This window comes from Microbulbifer sp. ABF4_148, from assembly GCF_056158985.1.
Window position 1 is genome coordinate 2,262,916 of record NZ_JBSWUI010000001.1, and the last position, 16,097, is coordinate 2,279,012.

Annotated in this window: 16 protein-coding genes and 1 pseudogene; 7 read left to right on the top strand and 10 right to left on the bottom strand. The window is 57.9% G+C overall.

Features of this window, described 5'->3' with window-relative positions:
• Position 1: 1 nt before the first annotated feature.
• The 4 genes and pseudogenes from ACXAD0_RS09800 (at position 2) to rluB (ending at position 4,143) form a co-directional block, all read left to right on the top strand.
• Positions 2-625, top strand: a complete 624-nt coding sequence (locus ACXAD0_RS09800) for an L-threonylcarbamoyladenylate synthase (protein ID WP_475088213.1) — start codon at positions 2-4, stop codon at positions 623-625.
• 113 nt (positions 626-738) lie between these two features.
• A pseudogene (locus ACXAD0_RS09805) lies at positions 739-1,641 on the top strand (segregation and condensation protein A); the annotation flags it as partial.
• Positions 1,642-1,990: 349 nt separating this feature from the next.
• On the top strand, positions 1,991-3,292 hold the full coding sequence (scpB, locus tag ACXAD0_RS09810) for an SMC-Scp complex subunit ScpB (protein WP_475088214.1): 1,302 nt from the start codon (positions 1,991-1,993) through the stop codon (positions 3,290-3,292).
• On the top strand, positions 3,289-4,143 hold the full coding sequence (gene rluB / locus ACXAD0_RS09815) for a 23S rRNA pseudouridine(2605) synthase RluB (protein ID WP_475088215.1): 855 nt from the start codon (positions 3,289-3,291) through the stop codon (positions 4,141-4,143). The genes scpB and rluB overlap by 4 nt, the downstream gene beginning before the upstream one ends.
• Before the next feature lie 45 nt (positions 4,144-4,188).
• Here rluB and ACXAD0_RS09820 read toward each other — a convergent pair whose 3' ends face one another.
• From ACXAD0_RS09820 to ACXAD0_RS09835, 4 genes are all read right to left on the bottom strand, one after another.
• Positions 4,189-4,611: a hypothetical protein gene (locus ACXAD0_RS09820; protein WP_475088216.1), complete on the bottom strand. Its 423-nt coding sequence runs from the start codon at positions 4,609-4,611 to the stop codon at positions 4,189-4,191.
• A gap of 139 nt (positions 4,612-4,750) precedes the next feature.
• Complete coding sequence (locus ACXAD0_RS09825) at positions 4,751-5,308, bottom strand: SRPBCC family protein (protein ID WP_475088217.1); 558 nt, start codon at positions 5,306-5,308, stop codon at positions 4,751-4,753.
• 176 nt (positions 5,309-5,484) lie between these two features.
• A complete protein-coding gene (locus ACXAD0_RS09830) occupies positions 5,485-6,891 on the bottom strand; it encodes an ATP-binding protein (RefSeq protein WP_475088218.1) in 1,407 nt (468 codons plus the stop codon).
• Complete coding sequence (locus ACXAD0_RS09835; protein ID WP_475088220.1) at positions 6,891-7,595, bottom strand: response regulator; 705 nt, start codon at positions 7,593-7,595, stop codon at positions 6,891-6,893. Before ACXAD0_RS09835 ends, ACXAD0_RS09830 begins: the two co-directional genes overlap by 1 nt.
• A 168-nt stretch (positions 7,596-7,763) precedes the next feature.
• Here ACXAD0_RS09835 and ACXAD0_RS09840 point away from each other — a divergent pair, with 168 nt between their 5' ends.
• The 3 genes from ACXAD0_RS09840 (at position 7,764) to ACXAD0_RS09850 (ending at position 9,444) form a co-directional block, all read left to right on the top strand.
• Positions 7,764-8,312, top strand: a complete 549-nt coding sequence (locus ACXAD0_RS09840; protein WP_475088222.1) for a Spy/CpxP family protein refolding chaperone — start codon at positions 7,764-7,766, stop codon at positions 8,310-8,312.
• 201 nt (positions 8,313-8,513) lie between these two features.
• Positions 8,514-9,065, top strand: coding sequence for a flavodoxin (locus ACXAD0_RS09845; protein ID WP_475088224.1), 552 nt, complete (start codon positions 8,514-8,516; stop codon positions 9,063-9,065).
• A complete protein-coding gene (locus tag ACXAD0_RS09850) occupies positions 9,058-9,444 on the top strand; it encodes a hypothetical protein (protein ID WP_475088226.1) in 387 nt (128 codons plus the stop codon). The genes ACXAD0_RS09845 and ACXAD0_RS09850 overlap by 8 nt, the downstream gene beginning before the upstream one ends.
• A gap of 62 nt (positions 9,445-9,506) precedes the next feature.
• On the opposite strand, the gene ACXAD0_RS09855 is transcribed toward ACXAD0_RS09850, so the two are convergent.
• Genes ACXAD0_RS09855 through ACXAD0_RS09880 form a run of 6 tightly spaced genes read right to left on the bottom strand, consistent with a single transcriptional unit; the run spans position 9,507 to position 16,018 of the window.
• Positions 9,507-11,210: a Na(+)/H(+) antiporter subunit D gene (locus ACXAD0_RS09855; protein WP_475088228.1), complete on the bottom strand. Its 1,704-nt coding sequence runs from the start codon at positions 11,208-11,210 to the stop codon at positions 9,507-9,509.
• Positions 11,203-11,541 carry a hypothetical protein gene (locus ACXAD0_RS09860; protein ID WP_475088230.1) on the bottom strand — a complete coding sequence of 113 codons (339 nt, stop codon included), beginning with the start codon at positions 11,539-11,541 and terminating at the stop codon, positions 11,203-11,205. The genes ACXAD0_RS09855 and ACXAD0_RS09860 overlap by 8 nt, the downstream gene beginning before the upstream one ends.
• Position 11,542: 1 nt before the next feature.
• Complete coding sequence (locus ACXAD0_RS09865; protein WP_475088232.1) at positions 11,543-13,027, bottom strand: proton-conducting transporter transmembrane domain-containing protein; 1,485 nt, start codon at positions 13,025-13,027, stop codon at positions 11,543-11,545.
• Entirely contained in the window at positions 13,024-14,511 is a 1,488-nt protein-coding gene (locus ACXAD0_RS09870) for a monovalent cation/H+ antiporter subunit D family protein (protein WP_475088233.1), read from the bottom strand. The genes ACXAD0_RS09865 and ACXAD0_RS09870 overlap by 4 nt, the downstream gene beginning before the upstream one ends.
• A 3-nt stretch (positions 14,512-14,514) precedes the next feature.
• Positions 14,515-14,925: a cation:proton antiporter subunit C gene (locus tag ACXAD0_RS09875; RefSeq protein ID WP_475088235.1), complete on the bottom strand. Its 411-nt coding sequence runs from the start codon at positions 14,923-14,925 to the stop codon at positions 14,515-14,517.
• A gap of 1 nt (position 14,926) precedes the next feature.
• Positions 14,927-16,018 (bottom strand): DUF4040 domain-containing protein, encoded by a 1,092-nt coding sequence (locus tag ACXAD0_RS09880; RefSeq protein WP_475088237.1) that lies wholly within the window; start codon positions 16,016-16,018, stop codon positions 14,927-14,929.
• Between the last annotated feature and the right edge of the window lie 79 nt (positions 16,019-16,097).

A 16,097-nucleotide genomic window follows, 5' to 3' on the forward strand; every position in this document is an offset into this window, starting at 1 on the left:
AATGGCGCAGTTTTTTCAGATTCATCCGGAAAATCCCCAGGGGCGCCTGATCGTCCAGGCTGCAGATATTGTGGCCGGTGGTGGCGTGATCGTATTTCCCACGGATTCTGCCTACGCGCTCGGTTGCCGACTGGGCGACAAGCTGGCGGTGGAGCGCATTCGCGCGTTGCGACAGCTCGACAAGCAGCATAATTTCACCCTGATGTGCCGCGACCTGTCTGAACTGGCGAGCTACGCCAAGGTGGACAACCAGATGTTTCGCCTGCTCAAGGCACATACCCCCGGTCCATACACCTTTATTATGCCCGCAACCGCTGAAGTGCCGCGGCGTCTGATGCATGCCAAGCGCAAGACCATTGGATTGCGGGTGCCGGACAATGCGATTGCGCTCGCGCTGATGGATCAGCTGGGTGAGCCACTCATGAGCTGTAGCCTGATTATGCCGGGTGAAACCGCGCCGCTGACTGACCCCTATGACATCCGTGACACCCTCGAGCACCAGGTTGAGCTGGTCATTGATGGCGGCTTTTGTGGGTTGGAGCCCACGACTGTTGTCGATCTGACCGGAGACGAGCCGGAGCTGGTGCGTCAGGGGTGCGGGGCAATTGACGAAATTATCAGCTGACGGCTGCGGCCACGTGTATAATCGGCCGTTTGCGTTGTGTAGGTATTCCAGTGTCCAGTGAAGAATTACTCGCCGAAGCGGAGGCGCAGGTACTCGCCGATGTAGCCGCGGCCGTGGAGGCTGGTGGCGAAGAGCAGGCTGGTACTGAAGCATCGGCCGATAACGCCGACACCGCCCCTGAACAGGTTGCCACTACCGAAGCGACCGGTGACTCCGAGGGTGCCGCCGGTCCCCGTCAGGGCGAAATGCCTTTTGCCGTGGTACAGGGCGAAGCCGTTACGGATCTCCCCGCAGATCTGTATATCCCACCCGATGCGCTGGAAGTGATCCTCGAGGCCTTTGAGGGGCCCCTCGACCTGTTGCTGTACCTGATTCGTCGGCAGAATCTCGACATTCTCGAGATCAATGTTGCCGATATCACGCGCCAGTACATGACTTACGTGGAGATGATGACCTCCATCCGCTTCGAGTTGGCAGCGGAATACCTGGTCATGGCGGCAATGCTCGCCGAGATCAAATCCCGTATGTTGCTGCCGCGTCCGCCGGAATCCGAAGAGGAAGAAGGTGAGGATCCACGTGCAGCGCTGATCCGTCGCCTGCAGGAGTACGAGCGTTTCAAAACCGCTGCCGAGGATATCGACGAGATTCCCCGCGTTGGCCGGGATATTCACCAGGCCTCGGCCCAGGCACCGGATCGCAATATTACCCGCCCAGACCCGGACGTTTGCCTGCAGGAAGTGCTGGTTGCCCTGGCCGATGTCCTGCGACGTGCCGATATGTTCGAAAGCCATCAGGTCGAGCGGGAGAAACTCTCTACTCGTGAACGTATGACCCAGGTGCTGGATCGCATTCGCCATCGCCAGTTCGTGCCATTCGTGAGCTTGTTCAAGGTGGAGGAGGGACGCCTGGGCGTTGTGGTGACCTTCCTGGCCGTAATGGAGCTGGTCAAGGAATCCCTGGTGGAGCTGGTCCAGAACGAGGCCTTTGGTCCCATCCACGTGCGTGCCGCCGGACAGGACCCGGACGCAGAGTTGGTGGACGATTTGGATATGGGACACGCGGACGAGTTTTCCGGTGAGCCGTATGCAGAGGACATTGACGAAGAGGAACCGGTACACGCAGACGATCATGTCGATGCGATTGATGACCGGGTGGATCCTGGCGCTTCTTCTGACGAGGATGAGCCAGCGCCTATGGACAGGGTGAATGATGTGTCCGCGCGCAGCGAAGCTGCTGATGAAGTGGATAGTGAAGAAGCGCCTTCCGGAGAACTGAGCCCGAGCTGAAGCGGGACCCGGATCGCGAGGATAGTAAGACTCGTGCTGATTGAAACAGTGCGGGCGAAATTGGTTGAGAGTGACAGAAATGACAATCGCTCCTGAATTACTGCGCCGAATTGTCGAAGGCGCGCTGCTGGCGGCTGGTCAGCCTCTGACAGAAGATCGACTGCTTTCGCTGATCGATGAGGGCGAACGCCCGGAGAAGAAGGATCTGCAGGAAGTCCTGCAGGAGATCGCCGAAAGCTGTGCGGAGCGCGGCTTTGAGCTGCAGCAGGTGGCCAGCGGCTGGCGCTTTCAGGTGCCTGCGGAGCTGGCTCCCTGGGTCAACCGTCTGTGGGAGGAAAAGCCCCAGAAGTACTCCCGTGCGACGCTGGAGACTCTGGCGATCATTGCCTATCGACAACCGATTACCCGCGGTGATATCGAAGAAATTCGCGGTGTCGCGGTGAGCTCACATATTGTGAAGACGCTGTCGGAGCGCGGCTGGATCAAAGTCGTCGGTCAGCGTGACGTGCCGGGTAAGCCGTCACTGTACGCCACCACCAAAGAGTTTCTGGACTACTTTAATCTGCGCACCCTGGATGATTTGCCGACTCTGGCAGAAATTCGCGATATCGAAAGCCTGAACCAGAGTCTGGATCTGGGTGGTGCCGCAGCGGGCGGTGAAGCCGCGGCCAATGAAGCCAACAACGCCGAGGCAGCATCGGAGTCTGCTGAGGCTGCGGGCGCGGAGGGCGCTGTGGAATCGCAGGCCGCCGATTCCGTGAACGAGGCGGCTGGTGATGCAGACGAAGGCGACGAGCCGCGAGAAGCGCATTCGGACGGTGAGACACTCCCGTCGGTCGACTCCGGGGAAGTGGCAGGCGACGATGCGTTGGTAGAGGCAGACACGTCTGCGGAGCACGTGGAATCTGGCGAGGTGGCTGTGCCTGTGGCGGCGGTTGCCGTAGAAGGGCGCGATACTCCGGCGGAGGAGACTCTGGTGTCCGACAATGAGGTTGTGGCAGAGGCCGCAAGCGAGGATGCTGTTATCGAAGCCGAAGCCGAAGCCGAAGCCGAAGCCGAAGCCGAAGCCGAAGCCGAAGCCGAAGCCGAAGCCGAAGCCGAAGCCGAAGCTGAAGCCGAAGCCGAAGTCGAAGTCGAAGTTGCTGATGAGGCTGATGAGGCTGATGAAGTGGAAGGCTCTGAGGGCTCTGATATTGCTGAGGGCTCTCATATCGCTAAGGGCTCTCATATCGCTAAGGGCTCTATTTCCGCTTCCTTGCCCGCGAGCAGTCTGTTTGGTGCACCCTCTGGCGACACAGAGAGTGAAGAGGTCGCTGGAAGCGACGACGAGGCGTTAGATTCCTCGTCTGAGACATTGAATACGGAAAAATCCGACACATGAGTGAAGGTATCCCGCCGTCTGGCGAGAAATTGCAAAAAGTCCTGGCGCGCGCTGGTCTCGGTTCTCGCCGGGAAATGGAGCGCGCGATTGAAGCTGGCCGCGTTCGTGTGAACGGTGAAGTGGCCGAGCTCGGTGAGCGCGTTGGCGAAGAAGATGTCATCGAGCTGGATGGGCGCCGCGTAGCGGCTTCCGAGCCCGAGCGTTGCCGGGTCATTCTCTATAACAAGCCGGTTGGCGAGATCTGTTCGCGTCATGACCCCGAAGGTCGCCCGACGGTCTATGATCGCTTGCCGCGGTTGAGCAGCGGCCGCTGGATTTCGGTTGGTCGTCTCGATTTCAATACCAGCGGCTTGTTGCTGTTTACCAATAGCGGCGAGCTGGCCCATCGACTGATGCATCCATCGTCTGTCATCGACCGGGAGTACCTGGTACGTATCCAGGGCGAAGTGGATGACGAGATGAAGAAACGCTTGCTGGCGGGAGTGCTGCTCGAAGATGGTGCCGCGCGCTTTACGGATATCGTCGAGAGCGGTGGCGAGGGCAATAATCGCTGGTTCTACTGCGTTGTGATGGAAGGTCGCAACCGCGAGGTGCGTCGCCTGTGGGAATCTCAGGGCGTGCGTGTGAGCCGCCTGAAGCGTGTGCGATATGGCAGCGTGTTTATTCCCTCCCATGTTCGCGTCGGCCAGTGGATCGAAATGGAGCCGGCGGAAATCGATGACCTCTGTGTGACAGCGGGCATGCCGAAGCTGGGCCAGCGACCGCTGACCCAGGCTGAGCGCCAGAACCTGCAGCGCCAGCGCCGTCGCTTGCGCAAGTCTGCCGCACCTGCCGGTCGTCGGGGGCGTTAAGGTCGCTGATACGGGCCGACTTCCCAGAGGGGAGTTGGCCGTGCGCTAGACCTGATAGGCGGGTTGATAAATTGAATACACCCGCACATAGCTGAATTTGTTGTGCTCACTTACCTCGTAAAACGCAGCCATTTGCAGTCGAAATCGACTGCCGGCCTCATGCGCCACGCCTACCCATTCCAGATCCTTCTTACATAGAAAATCGATCGGTGCTTCGACTGCCAGTTTGTGGCCCGTGTGCACAAAACTCGTATGGGGTTGGATTTTCTCTTCCATGATCTGGTGCACCGACTCCCAGAACCTGACGGTGACTTGCTTGCCCCGGTTTTTGAGGGCCTTGGGAATATATTCGAAGGTGGCGTCCGGTTCGTAATACTGGTCAAAAAAACGCTCGAATCCACTGCCGTCACCGGCGCAGGCAGCATTGAAATCACGAATATACTGACGGTAATGCGCTTCGGTCATCATGGTGGCGTCTGCCAAAACACCGAGTATAGCAACGCGGGAAAGTGGCAAGCGGAGCGGAGAGGTCCGCGAGGGAGGGTGCGTATCGAACCCCAGCGTTCACTGGGTGTTCGATACCATTCGGAAGGTGACTGTCAGCCGCTTATTCTGGCTGCGGTTCAACTGGCTGTTTGTTGGCGGGGTCGGATTCAATCAGTTTTTTCAGCTTGTCCAAGCCCTGCTGATAGGAGTCCCCCACCATTTTCTTGACGAAAAGGCCGGTCCAGCGCGCCAGCGGGCCCTCGCCGACATCGGTACTGAATGCCCAGGTTACTTCGGTGACATCGCCAACCGGCTCCAGGCGCCATTCGGCCATGGCCATACCCTGCGTGCCAAAGTCCAGATGCGTGCGAATCAATGAATCGGGCTCGCTGGCAATGATCGTTTGCTTGCCCATGCCCACATTGGGGTCCTCGCTGGTCCAGGACATGCGCGCACCCAAACCTTCTTGAGCGCCACTGTACTCATACTTGGTAGAAGGGTCGATGGAATACCAGGGGGACCAGGTATTGAAGTTCCGCATGTTATTCAGGTAATTGAAGATTTTTTCCGGCGGCGCGTCGATAGTGACCGTGCGCTCGAGGCTGACTTCGCGCGGGAAAAAGTAGCCCGCTACGACCAGTGCAATCAGAAACGTGATGATGACGACAAACCAGCGCATGACAGTCCCTTTGTTGTTATTGGAGCGAAGGGGGTAGGCCGTGGTGTTGCTGACAGGGCCCGCCCTGTATGAGCGTGAGTTTAGCGGTTTACTGCGCGGCTTCATACCTTGCCATGTCACGTGGCCGTCTTCATGCCATTTGGCGCACTCCTGTCCGCGACACGCGGGTTCTCTTCTCAGGTGTCATCTTCTCCCAGTCCATCAATACAGGGCAGGGTAATTTCGACGCACAGGCCGCCCTGTTTGAGGTTGCGGGCAGTAATGTTGCCGCCATGCTGCATAATGGTCCGCTGCGCGATGGCAAGGCCCAGGCCAATTCCGCCACTCTCCCGTGTTCGAGCATCGTCCGTGCGGTAAAAAGGCCGGAAAATTGCCTGCAGCTCCGTCTCACTAACCCCGTTACCGGAGTCTGATACGCGGACGCGACAGCGGTTTCCGACTTGTTTGCCGTCCTGGCCCAGATGCGTGAGTTCGACGCGAACTGCGCTGTTTGCGGGACTGTACTTTATGGCATTGCGCAGCACGTTCTCCATCACTGCGGTCAGTGAGCTGCCCCGTGTTGCCACCAGTTCTTCTGAGCCACTGTGCGTAACGTGAATGTTGACGTCGCGCTCTGCGGCTTCCGCGGACAACTCGGTCCGCGCCGCATCGACGAGACTGTTCAGCTCGACCACGTCATCCAGTGGTCTCGTATCACCGCCCGCGACAGGCAGCGACAGGATGTCCGAGATGATGTCTTCGAGATAGTCTGCGGCCTTGCCAATCTTTTCCAGCTCTGGATCCAGGCTGGCGACATTCTTTTGCCGCGCAATGCCCAGCGCCACCTGCAGCCGCGCAAGTGGTGAGCGCAGCTCGTGTGACACATCCTTGATGAGGCGGCGTTGCTCCTCCATCGAGGCCTGCAATTGCCCGGTCATCGAGTCAAAATCTGTGGCGAGCTCCGCGAGTTCATCACTGCGGCGGCTGATCATGGGGGAAACACGATAATCAAATTCGCCCGCTGCGACGCGGCGGGTGGCCGCACGCAATTCCTGCAGGGGATTACTGAGGTAACGCGCGAGCCAGTAGCAGACCGCCCCGGAGGCGAGCATCGAAACGAGCAGAATTGGCCAGAAGTTTCGCCACAGGAAGCGCAGCAGCAGTTCTTGCTTGCTGCGGCCTGCAACGAAAGCAACGCGCAACACATTGCGATCTCGCGTCGGGATAAAGAACCCGAGAGTTGGTTTGCCATTGATCAGGGCATATTTTTCGCGATCACGCCATTGCAGGTTTTCCAGTAACGGAGAGATACCATCGGGCAGCGCGCGCCCCAGCATCTCGTCGCCATTGCTGTCTACTGCAAAGATTCTCGCCTGGACATCGGCAGGCTGCCGCTCGAGCCAGTGCCGCAGATGGTCGACACCGTGCCGACGGGTGCGACGGAGGTTGTGCGTTAACTCGCGGACAAGCTCCGTGCCTTCCCAACGGTCTTCCTGCCTGGGGTCTCCGAACTCGCGCATATGCGTGACGTAGATGGTGGAGATCACCATGATCATTGCGGTCAGCCAGGCGCCGACAAACATTTTCCAGAAGAGGTTGCCCATCAGCCGCCAACTTCCCTGGTCAGCATGTAACCCGCACCGCGAATATTGATAATCTGGTCTCGGCTGGCACCAGCCTCCGCGAGTTTCTTGCGGAGATTACTGACGTGTACGTCGATTGAGCGATCGTAAGCCATTAACTTGCGCCCCAAAGCATTCTCGGTCAGAGATTCCTTACTGACCACCTCGCCTGCATTTTGTACCAGGCATTTCAACACGGAAAACTCGGCACCGGTTAGCGGCAGCGTTTGGTCAATCCACAGCGCCTGATGTTTTTCCGGATGCAAACTGATGTTGCCGCTGGAGAGGGGACCGGTATCCGGTTCCTGTGTGGGAGTGCCACGACGGAGTACCGCGCGCAGTCGGGCGGCCAGCTCCCGTGGATCGCACGGCTTGGGCATATAGTCGTCAGCACCCATTTCGAGTCCGACGATACGATCAACGGTGTCACCTTTGGCGGTCAGCATCAGCACGGGCACAGACGCCCCGCGCCCACTGTCTGCGCGCAGGTGTCGCAACACATCAAACCCGTTGTGGATTGGGAGCATGACATCCAGTACCAGTGCGTCGTAGTTCCCCTGGCGTGCGAGCTCTAGACCCCGCCCACCGTCATTGGCAACGGTGACTTCGAAGCCCTCTCCGCAGAGGAACTCTCGCAACAGGTCGGTGAGTTCGCGGTCGTCATCGACCAGTAGTATCCGGTTCATGCTGATTCCTGAAGAATTTGCGCCATTATAGGAAGTTTCTCTCAGGCTGCTGCCCGTCCCGCCGGCGCTTTTACTGTTCTTAACAGTTGTTTACCGCGGTTATCCCCTATTTACCTTGGCGCGCCCTATTCTTTATACACACCTGTTGAACACATGAGGACATAGGAAATGATGAAGAGCAACTGGCGAATGGCAGTCGGTAGTGCAATGGTAGCGGCCTCCCTGCTGGTAGTAGGCACCGGGGCGACGGCTCAGCCAGACGAGGGATTCAGGAAAGCCCATCACTTCAAGCAGTATGGTATGCACCACGATGCCGAAAAAATGCTGGAGCGGATGGCGGAAAAGCTGGACCTGACGGAGGGGCAGAAAGCCCAGATCAAGGCGAATCACGAGGCTGCCAAGGCAACCCGGCAAGGGCTTCGGGAACGCAAGCATGCAGTGAAAGAGCAGTTGCGTGAGGCGGTGAAGTCCGGTGCGGATCAGTCCCAGCTCGACGCGCTCGGTGCGGAACTGGGCCAGATCACGGTGCAGAGCATGCAGCAGCGCCACAAGATGCACCAGGAGTTCGAGGCCATTCTGACCGATGACCAGAAAGCCAAATTTGAGCAGATGAAAGCGGAGCGCAAGGAGCGTCACAAGGAGCGCAAGCAGCGCTGGAAGGAGCACCGCGGCAAGCATCACCATGACAAGAAAGCAGAGGGTGACAGTGCCCAGTAGATCAGTCACTTTCTTGTAACGCCTGAAGCCCCCGCCCTGCGGGGGCTTTTTTGTGGCTGCGACCCCCTCTGGCTTGCCGAGCAGGCGCAGAGTTGGGAGAATACCGCGCCCGCTTTGCAGGCGCGCCTGACCGGCAAGTCGATGGCGTGCGGCGGGAGAGACGAGGAGGCCAAAGGTCACCGGCAGTGAGTAGGAGTGATTGTGAGTAAGATCGGCTTGTTTTTTGGCAGTGACGAGGGCAATACCGAGGCCGTCGCCGAGCGAATTCGGGTGCGCCTGGGAGAGAGTCGTGTCGATGTGCACGATATCGCCGATGTGACCCAGCTAGAATTTGTTGATTACCAGCAAGTCATTCTCGGTATTCCTACCTGGGACTTCGGTCAGATCCAGTCCGACTGGGAGGAATTCTGGGAGGACATTCAGGAAGTCGATTTTGCCGGCAAGCAAGTGGCTCTGTTTGGCCTGGGTGATCAATTTGGCTACGGGGACTATTTCCTCGATGCCATGGGTATGCTGCACGATGTGATCATCGAGAAAGGTGCGCAGATAGTCGGCCACTGGTCCACCGAGGGCTATGAGTACGAGGCATCCAAGGCCGAAGTACCTGGGGCGGCAAAGTTTGTCGGTCTGGCCATCGATGAAGATCAGCAGGAAGAATTGACGGCGGCGCGGTTGAATCAATGGTGCCGCCAGATTGCCGAAGAATTTGGCCTGGAGGGCGGTGCCGAAGGCATCGCACAGTTGGATGATTGAAGCCAGTACGCAGCCCCAGGCATCCATGAGCTTCCAGGAATTCTGGCCCTGGTTGACCCAGCACCCGAACTGCATTCTGCGGGCGGGGACCGCCGATACGACTTTCTACGACGACGACGATTACTACTGGCGGTTTGGCGAGGAAGATTCCAGAACGCTGGTGGTACAGGTCATGCGTGGCAAGCGTCCTGTATCTGAATTGTTTATTGAGCCCGCGGCGGTAGCTTCAGTACAAGTCACTCGCGGAGAGAAGAACGAACATATTTTTGACTTGTTCGTGGAAGTGCAGGGGCAACCGCAGCTCGCCTATTTTTTCGTCATGACACACGGTATAGATGAGCAGGCTGCCGAAGAGGGACAGCGCGAGCGGCTTCACTAGATTTCCGCTTGCGCTGTTTGTATTTCCACTCTCCGGTCGATGCGACCCCGAGCAGCTGTTTCCTACAGCCACCCCAGTATCAGGTAGATACCCAGTAAAAGCACCACCCCGGCCACCATACTGCCGGTGAGCCAGTTGCGGGCCATGATGCCGTCGGCGCGGTGATGGCTCGCTACGCCTTCGACCAGCCGCTCCACACCACCAACCGCAGCCCGGCGCAGGCGCTTGTCCAGCGCAAACAGGCGATTGAACGTGGCCCGCATGGCATCAGGGATCAGTCTGCGGTAAATCCATTCCACATCCAGGTTCACTGACGGTAGTTCCGGCGGGTACAGGTGCCGCAGGTTCAGCCACACGAACGCGAGTGCCGAGAAGAACAGCAGCTGCAGCTGGGTGAGCACGTGGGTGACGTCGTAGGCGGTGTAGGACATCTCGTGCGGCAGCAGGCTATACAGCGCCTGAGGATAGATACCAATGGCCAGGCACAGCGCCGCAGCAATACTCATCGCAATCAGCATATTCACCGGCGGCTCCCGCGCCGGTAGCTTGGCGTCGTGGGCGAAGAAGGCGAAGTAGGGGATCTTGATGCCCGCGTGGTGGAAGACCCCTGCAGAAGCGAACAGCAGGATCAGCCATACCCAGTCGTAGCCGTTTTTGATCGCCGCACTCATCACCATGGACTTGCTGACAAACCCGCTGAACAGGGGGAATGCGGAAATGGAGGCCGCACCGATGATGCACAGCACTGTGGTCTTGGGCATCTTCTTGTAGAGACCACCAAGCTCCGAGCCATTGATCTTGCCCGTCACGTGCAGCACCGCGCCCATCGACATAAACAACAGCCCCTTGAAGATCACGTCGTTAAAGGCGTGCGCCACGGCACCGTTGATGGCGAGCGACGTGCCGATGCCAATACCCACGACCATAAAGCCCAGCTGGTTGATCAGGCTATAGGCCAGTACCCGGCGCAGGTCGTTCTCAATGACGGCATAGAAAATCGGGAAGCAGGCCATGGTAGCGCCGATATAGACCAGCAGCTCGGTACCTGGGTAGGCCCGCGCCAGCGCATAAACCGCTACCTTGGTAGTGAAGGCGCTCAAAAATACCGTGCCAGTGGGGGTGGACTCCGGGTAGGCATCCGTAAGCCAGTTATGGAAGAACGGGAAGGCGCACTTGATCCCGAAAGCGAGGAAAATCATCCAGCTATAGGCGTTGCCGTCGAGTCCGATCTGACCAAATTCCAGGGTGCCGTGGGCCTGGCCGTAGAAGATGATTCCGCCGAGGAGCAGTAGCCCGGAAAGGATATGCAGGGTGAAGTAGCGCAGCCCGGCCACATAGGCCCGGCCACTGCGACGCGCCCACACCAGGAATACCGAGGTGAGTGCCAGCAGTTCCCAGAAGATAAACAGGGTCAACAGATCACCGGCAAACACCGCACCCAGTGCGCTGCCCGCGTAGAGCATGCTGGCCACCTGTTGCAGGGTGTCACGCACGTGCAGGGCGTAAATCACCGAAATCAGTGCCGCAATATGAAACAGGTAACCGAACAGCAGGCTTAATCTGTCCGCGTTGAACAGCAGCAGGTTGAAATCGAGAATGGCGTAGTGGCCAAAGGAAATACCTGTGCCACTGGCGCCGAGTAGCCATAAATTGGCGAGTCCAATGACCGGGACGGCAATAAACAGCAGCGCCCGCATCCAGCCGCGTAAAAACAGGCCCAGCGTGGCAGCGATAAAGAACGGAATAAATGGCGCAACTTCAAACACGGTCGTGCCCTCCGTTCGGGTAGCCAGCGACTTCCTGCTCGGATGATGCGCCACCTTCCGCGGTGTCGAGATCGACCAGCTCCCGCTTGTCGTAGTAGTCCTCCGGGCGCATCAGGAAGGTGCGCATCCACTTGGCGGCAAACACCAGGATGACACAGCCTACAAAACCGTAGACGGGATAGAAGCCGGGCAGGCCCTCCCAGCGGAATTCCGTATGGCGATGCACCACAAAGTCTGCGGCAAACAATAACGCGCAGATAACGTAGAACACTCGCAGCATGTTGCGGATGTTGTTTGGATTGTCGAAGAAATCCTGTTTTTTACCGCTCATATCAGATTCCGGCCTTGATTAGCTGATAAAACGCATCGGGGAATAGCAAAAGATAAATACAGCCTGCTGCGGTAATACCGAGGGCGATCAGGGAGGGCAGGGGTGCTTCCCGGATAACGGCAGTTCCGCTTGTGCCAGCGTCGCCAGAGGTATCTCTGTCCTGGTCGCCACTTGAAAAGAATGCGCGCAGCGGAATGGGCAGCAGGTAAGCGATACTCAGGAGTGAGCTGATCATGAGCAGTCCCATCAGAATCCACTGATCTGCCTCAAAAGTGCCCAGCATCAGATACCACTTGCTCCAGGTGCCGCCAGTAGGCGGGATACCGATAATGCACAGGCTTGCCACCAGGAAGGCGGTCATGGTCACCGGCATCTGTCTTCCCAGTCCACGCAGCTGGTCGACTTCGGTTTTGTGTGCGGCCACCAGAATGGCACCGGCGCAAAAGAACAGGGTGATCTTCCCGAAGGCATGCATCACGATATGCAGTGCGCTGCCGGTCATGCCGGCGCTGGTGGCGAGCAGCGCGCCCAGGGTAATGTACCCCAGCTGGCTCACGGTGGAATACGCCAGGCGTTTTTTCAGGTTCTGCTGGCGCAGGGCAATGATCGACGCGAGGAGGATGGAGACACCGGCGAGATACAGCAGCCATTCGGTTGCGGGGATCGCCTGCAGGGTGTCGAGACCGAAAATCAGCAGGCAGATTTTCAACAGCACAAACACGCCGGCTTTTACCACAGCGACAGCGTGCAATAGCGCACTTACCGGCGTCGGTGCGACCATGGCAGCCGGTAGCCAGCGGTGGAAGGGCATGATTGCCGCCTTGCCCACACCGAACACGAACAGTCCCAGCAGCACAGACAGGAGCGCGAGTGACGTGCCGGGTGCGAAAACACCGCCTTCCTTGAAGGACAGCGTGCCGGCCAGAAGCCAGGTGGCGATGATCGCCAGCAGGAAAAAGCCGACCGAGGTGCCCAGCAAAATACCGAGGTAAGTACGTCCACCTGCGCGCGCCTTGTCGGTGCCCGCATGCGTGACCAGCGGATAGGTGCAGAGGGTCAGTACCTCGTAGAATATAAACAGGGTAAACAGGTTTTCCGCAAAGGCGATACCCATGACTGCGCCAATGGAAAGGGCAAACAGGCTGAAAAACCGCGCCTGGTTTTTCTCCCCATGGCTGCGCATGTATCCAATTGCGTAGAGGGTGGTGATGATCCACAGGAAGCTCGCCACCAGCGCGAACATGAGTCCCAGGGGCTCTACCCGGAAGGACAGAGCAAGTCCCGGCAGAATATCCAGCCAGTAAGCGGCAATGACTTCTCCCGCCAGCATGGGCTGGTAAAGCTGGGTGACGGTGAAAAACAAGCTGCTTGCGGCGATCAGCGAAACCGCTTCCCGTCTATTTTCCCAGCGTGCAGTGAGCTGAATGCCTACCAGTGCCAGTATGGGGATCAGTAAGGTTAATTGCAGCAGAGTGGAGGTATTCATTGCGCAACGCCCCCCAGCAGGAATTGGGAGGCAGCGGCAGTCACCTCAATCGGCAGGCGGGTGTCGATACCGAAATAAATATTGGCGGCGATCAGCAGCCACACGGGTAGCAGGATGCCCACAGGGGCCTCCCTGCGAATAATCGACTTCGTTTCATTACTCGGGGCTTGAAAATAGGCCGCCTCCACCAGTTTCCAGACATACGCGACCGCCAGCAGCGAGCCGAGTATTACCAGTATGGCGACCACCCAGAATTGCTGCTCGATGGCGGCAGCAATCAGGTACCACTTACTGACAAAACCCACCGTCAACGGCATGCCGATCAGGCTGATGCCACCCACGACGATAGCGGCCATGGTCCACGGCATGGTGCGTCCAAGGCCACGGAAGTGTTCAATGCGGCAGCCGCCCATTTGATAGACCAGGCCTGCCAATGCCAGGAACAAACCCCCTTTCATCAGCGCATGGTTGAACAGGTGCAGGAGTGTGGCCTGGAGTGCGGTGGCGGTACCGATTCCGATCCCCACCACCATGTAGCCAATTTGCGCCACACTGGAAAATGCCAACATGCGTTTGATGTTGGCCTGGTAGATCGCGACGATGGATGCTGCAAATACACCGACTAAACCTAAGCCAATCAGCAAAGTATCCAGCGGCAGGTGCGACAGGGAAAAGTCCACGCCGAACACAGTGAAGGTAAAGCGCAGTAGCAAATAGAGCGCGACCTTGGTGGCAGTAGCCGCAAGAAAGGCGGTCACGATGGAAGGAGCGCAGCTGTATGCGTTGGGCAGCCACAAGTGCAGCGGGAACAGTGCCAGCTTCAGGCAGATGCCGACAAAAATAAAGGCGAAGGCCGCAAGGACTGTGGTGGATTCACCGAGCGGCGGAATACGCGAAGCCAGGTCCGCCATATTCAGAGTGCCAGTCATCATGTACAGGAAGCCGATACCAATCAGAATAAAGGTCGCGCCGATCGTTCCCATGATCAGATACTGGAAGGCTGCCCACAGTGCGCGCCGGTCTTTACCGAGAGCGATCAACGCATAGGTGGACAGGGATGAAATCTCCAGGAAAACGAATACGTTGAAGGCGTCGCCGGTAGCCACAATGCCCAGCAATCCGGCAAAGCACAGCAGGTACAGGGCATAAAAGACGGTTTGCCGGCCGGGTTCCAATTCCTTTTGCACGCTGGTACGCGCTGCAGTCAGCACCACACTGCTGAGCGCGGTGACGATGAACAGGACCCAGGCATTTAACAGGTCAATGCGGTACTCGATACCCCAGGGGGCTTTCCAGCCACCCAGCTCATAGGTGATCGGGCCGGTTGCGTACACCTGTTGCAGCAGCAATACGCTCACCACAAGTGCAGCAATGCTGACAACCACGGTAAACAGCCACACCAATGTGGCCCTGCGAATCAACAGGCAGGAAGGTGCCGCCATCAGCGGCAGGATCACCTGCAAAATAGGAAGATGTGCCAGCATGGTTTACTTCTCCTTACCGGCTGGAGCCTGATGATGAGGCTGGGACTGAGAGGAGGCCTGCTCCTGCAGTGCTTCCGCGGCCTGGATATCCCGTTCCTCGATGGAGCCATAGGCGCGCTTGATGCGAATCGTCAGCGCGAGCGCCAGCGCCGTAGTGGCGATCCCCACAACAATGGCGGTGAGAATCAGTACATGGGGGAGCGGGTTGGAGTAGAGCGTTTCGCCCTCGCTCAGGATCGGCGCACCGGCACCATCGACCTTGCCAACACTGATGTAAAAAATAAAAACCGACGTCTGGAAAATATTCAGACCAATGATTTTTTTTACCAGGTTGCCTTGGGCGATGACCATATACAGGCCGATCATCATCAGCGCGATAACGATCCAGTAATTGTAATGCGATGCCAGTAACACCTTATCCGGCCCCCTGTTCTAAAGTTTGCATAGGCGATGCCGCACTGTCGGCAATACCGCCAGAAGTACTACCGGTTTCCGGCTGAGCCCCCTTGTCGGAGCGTTCTACTTCGCGGTCGCTCAACTGCGCCGAGAACAGATAGGCAATCATGATCATGACCGCGGCGACGGTAATGCCGACTCCCAGCTCAATCGCGATAATGCCGATGTGCTGCCCGGTAATCGGGTTGTCAGCCAGCGCACTGTAATCCAGGAAATTCTTGCCATTGGCGAGGCTCAACAGGCCCGTGCAGCCAAATACCAGAACCCCGACTGCCGAAAGCAATTGCACTAGCCCGTGGCTGGCAACCTTGCGCACTGCATCCAGCCCGAATACCAGACTGTAAAGAATAAAAGCGACGGCAAAAATCACTCCGGCCTGGAAGCCCCCTCCCGGGCCGTACTCGCCATGAAACTGTACGTAGAGCGCGTACAGCATAATGGGCGCAATCAGTACTTTGGCCACCACGCGCAGCACAATATCCCGTGACTGCCGTTGAACAGAGGATCTTTCGAAAAGCGGTTGTGGCTGGGGTGTGTTGGTCATTAGCAACGCAAGAACCCCGAGACCGGCTGTGAAGATAACCACCACTTCACCAAAGGTATCGAAGCCGCGGTAGCTGGCCAGTACTGAGGTCACGATGTTGGGGATACCGATTTCTTCCGCGGAGTCCTGAATGTAGTGCGGCGCCACGTGTGCCTGTGCCGGCGCGTTGGCGTCTCCGAAAGAAGGCATGTCGACGGTGGCAGTGATCAACAGTGCACCCACGGTGACCACAAGGGCGATTGCCAGGCGAGCGCGATCGCGATCCGCACGCTGGTATCGTCCGCAAAGGGCAAGGGTCATCATAATCAGTAGCGGTGAGATGCCGGCACCAACGGCGGCTTCGGTAAAGGCGACATCCACCGCCCCCATCGCCATGAAAAATCCTGCAGAAAGCAGTCCGTATATGCCCGCGAGCATGGCGGCTGCAAACAGATCCTTGATCCAGGCAATGGAAATGGCCGTCACCAGTAACAGTGCCAGCAGTGCGATATCCAGCAACAGGTCCATCAAGATCTTCCCCGGGCTGATTCTTTTATCGTTTTCATCATCAATACTTGTTTGATCGGTCTGTATTTATTGCATTGGG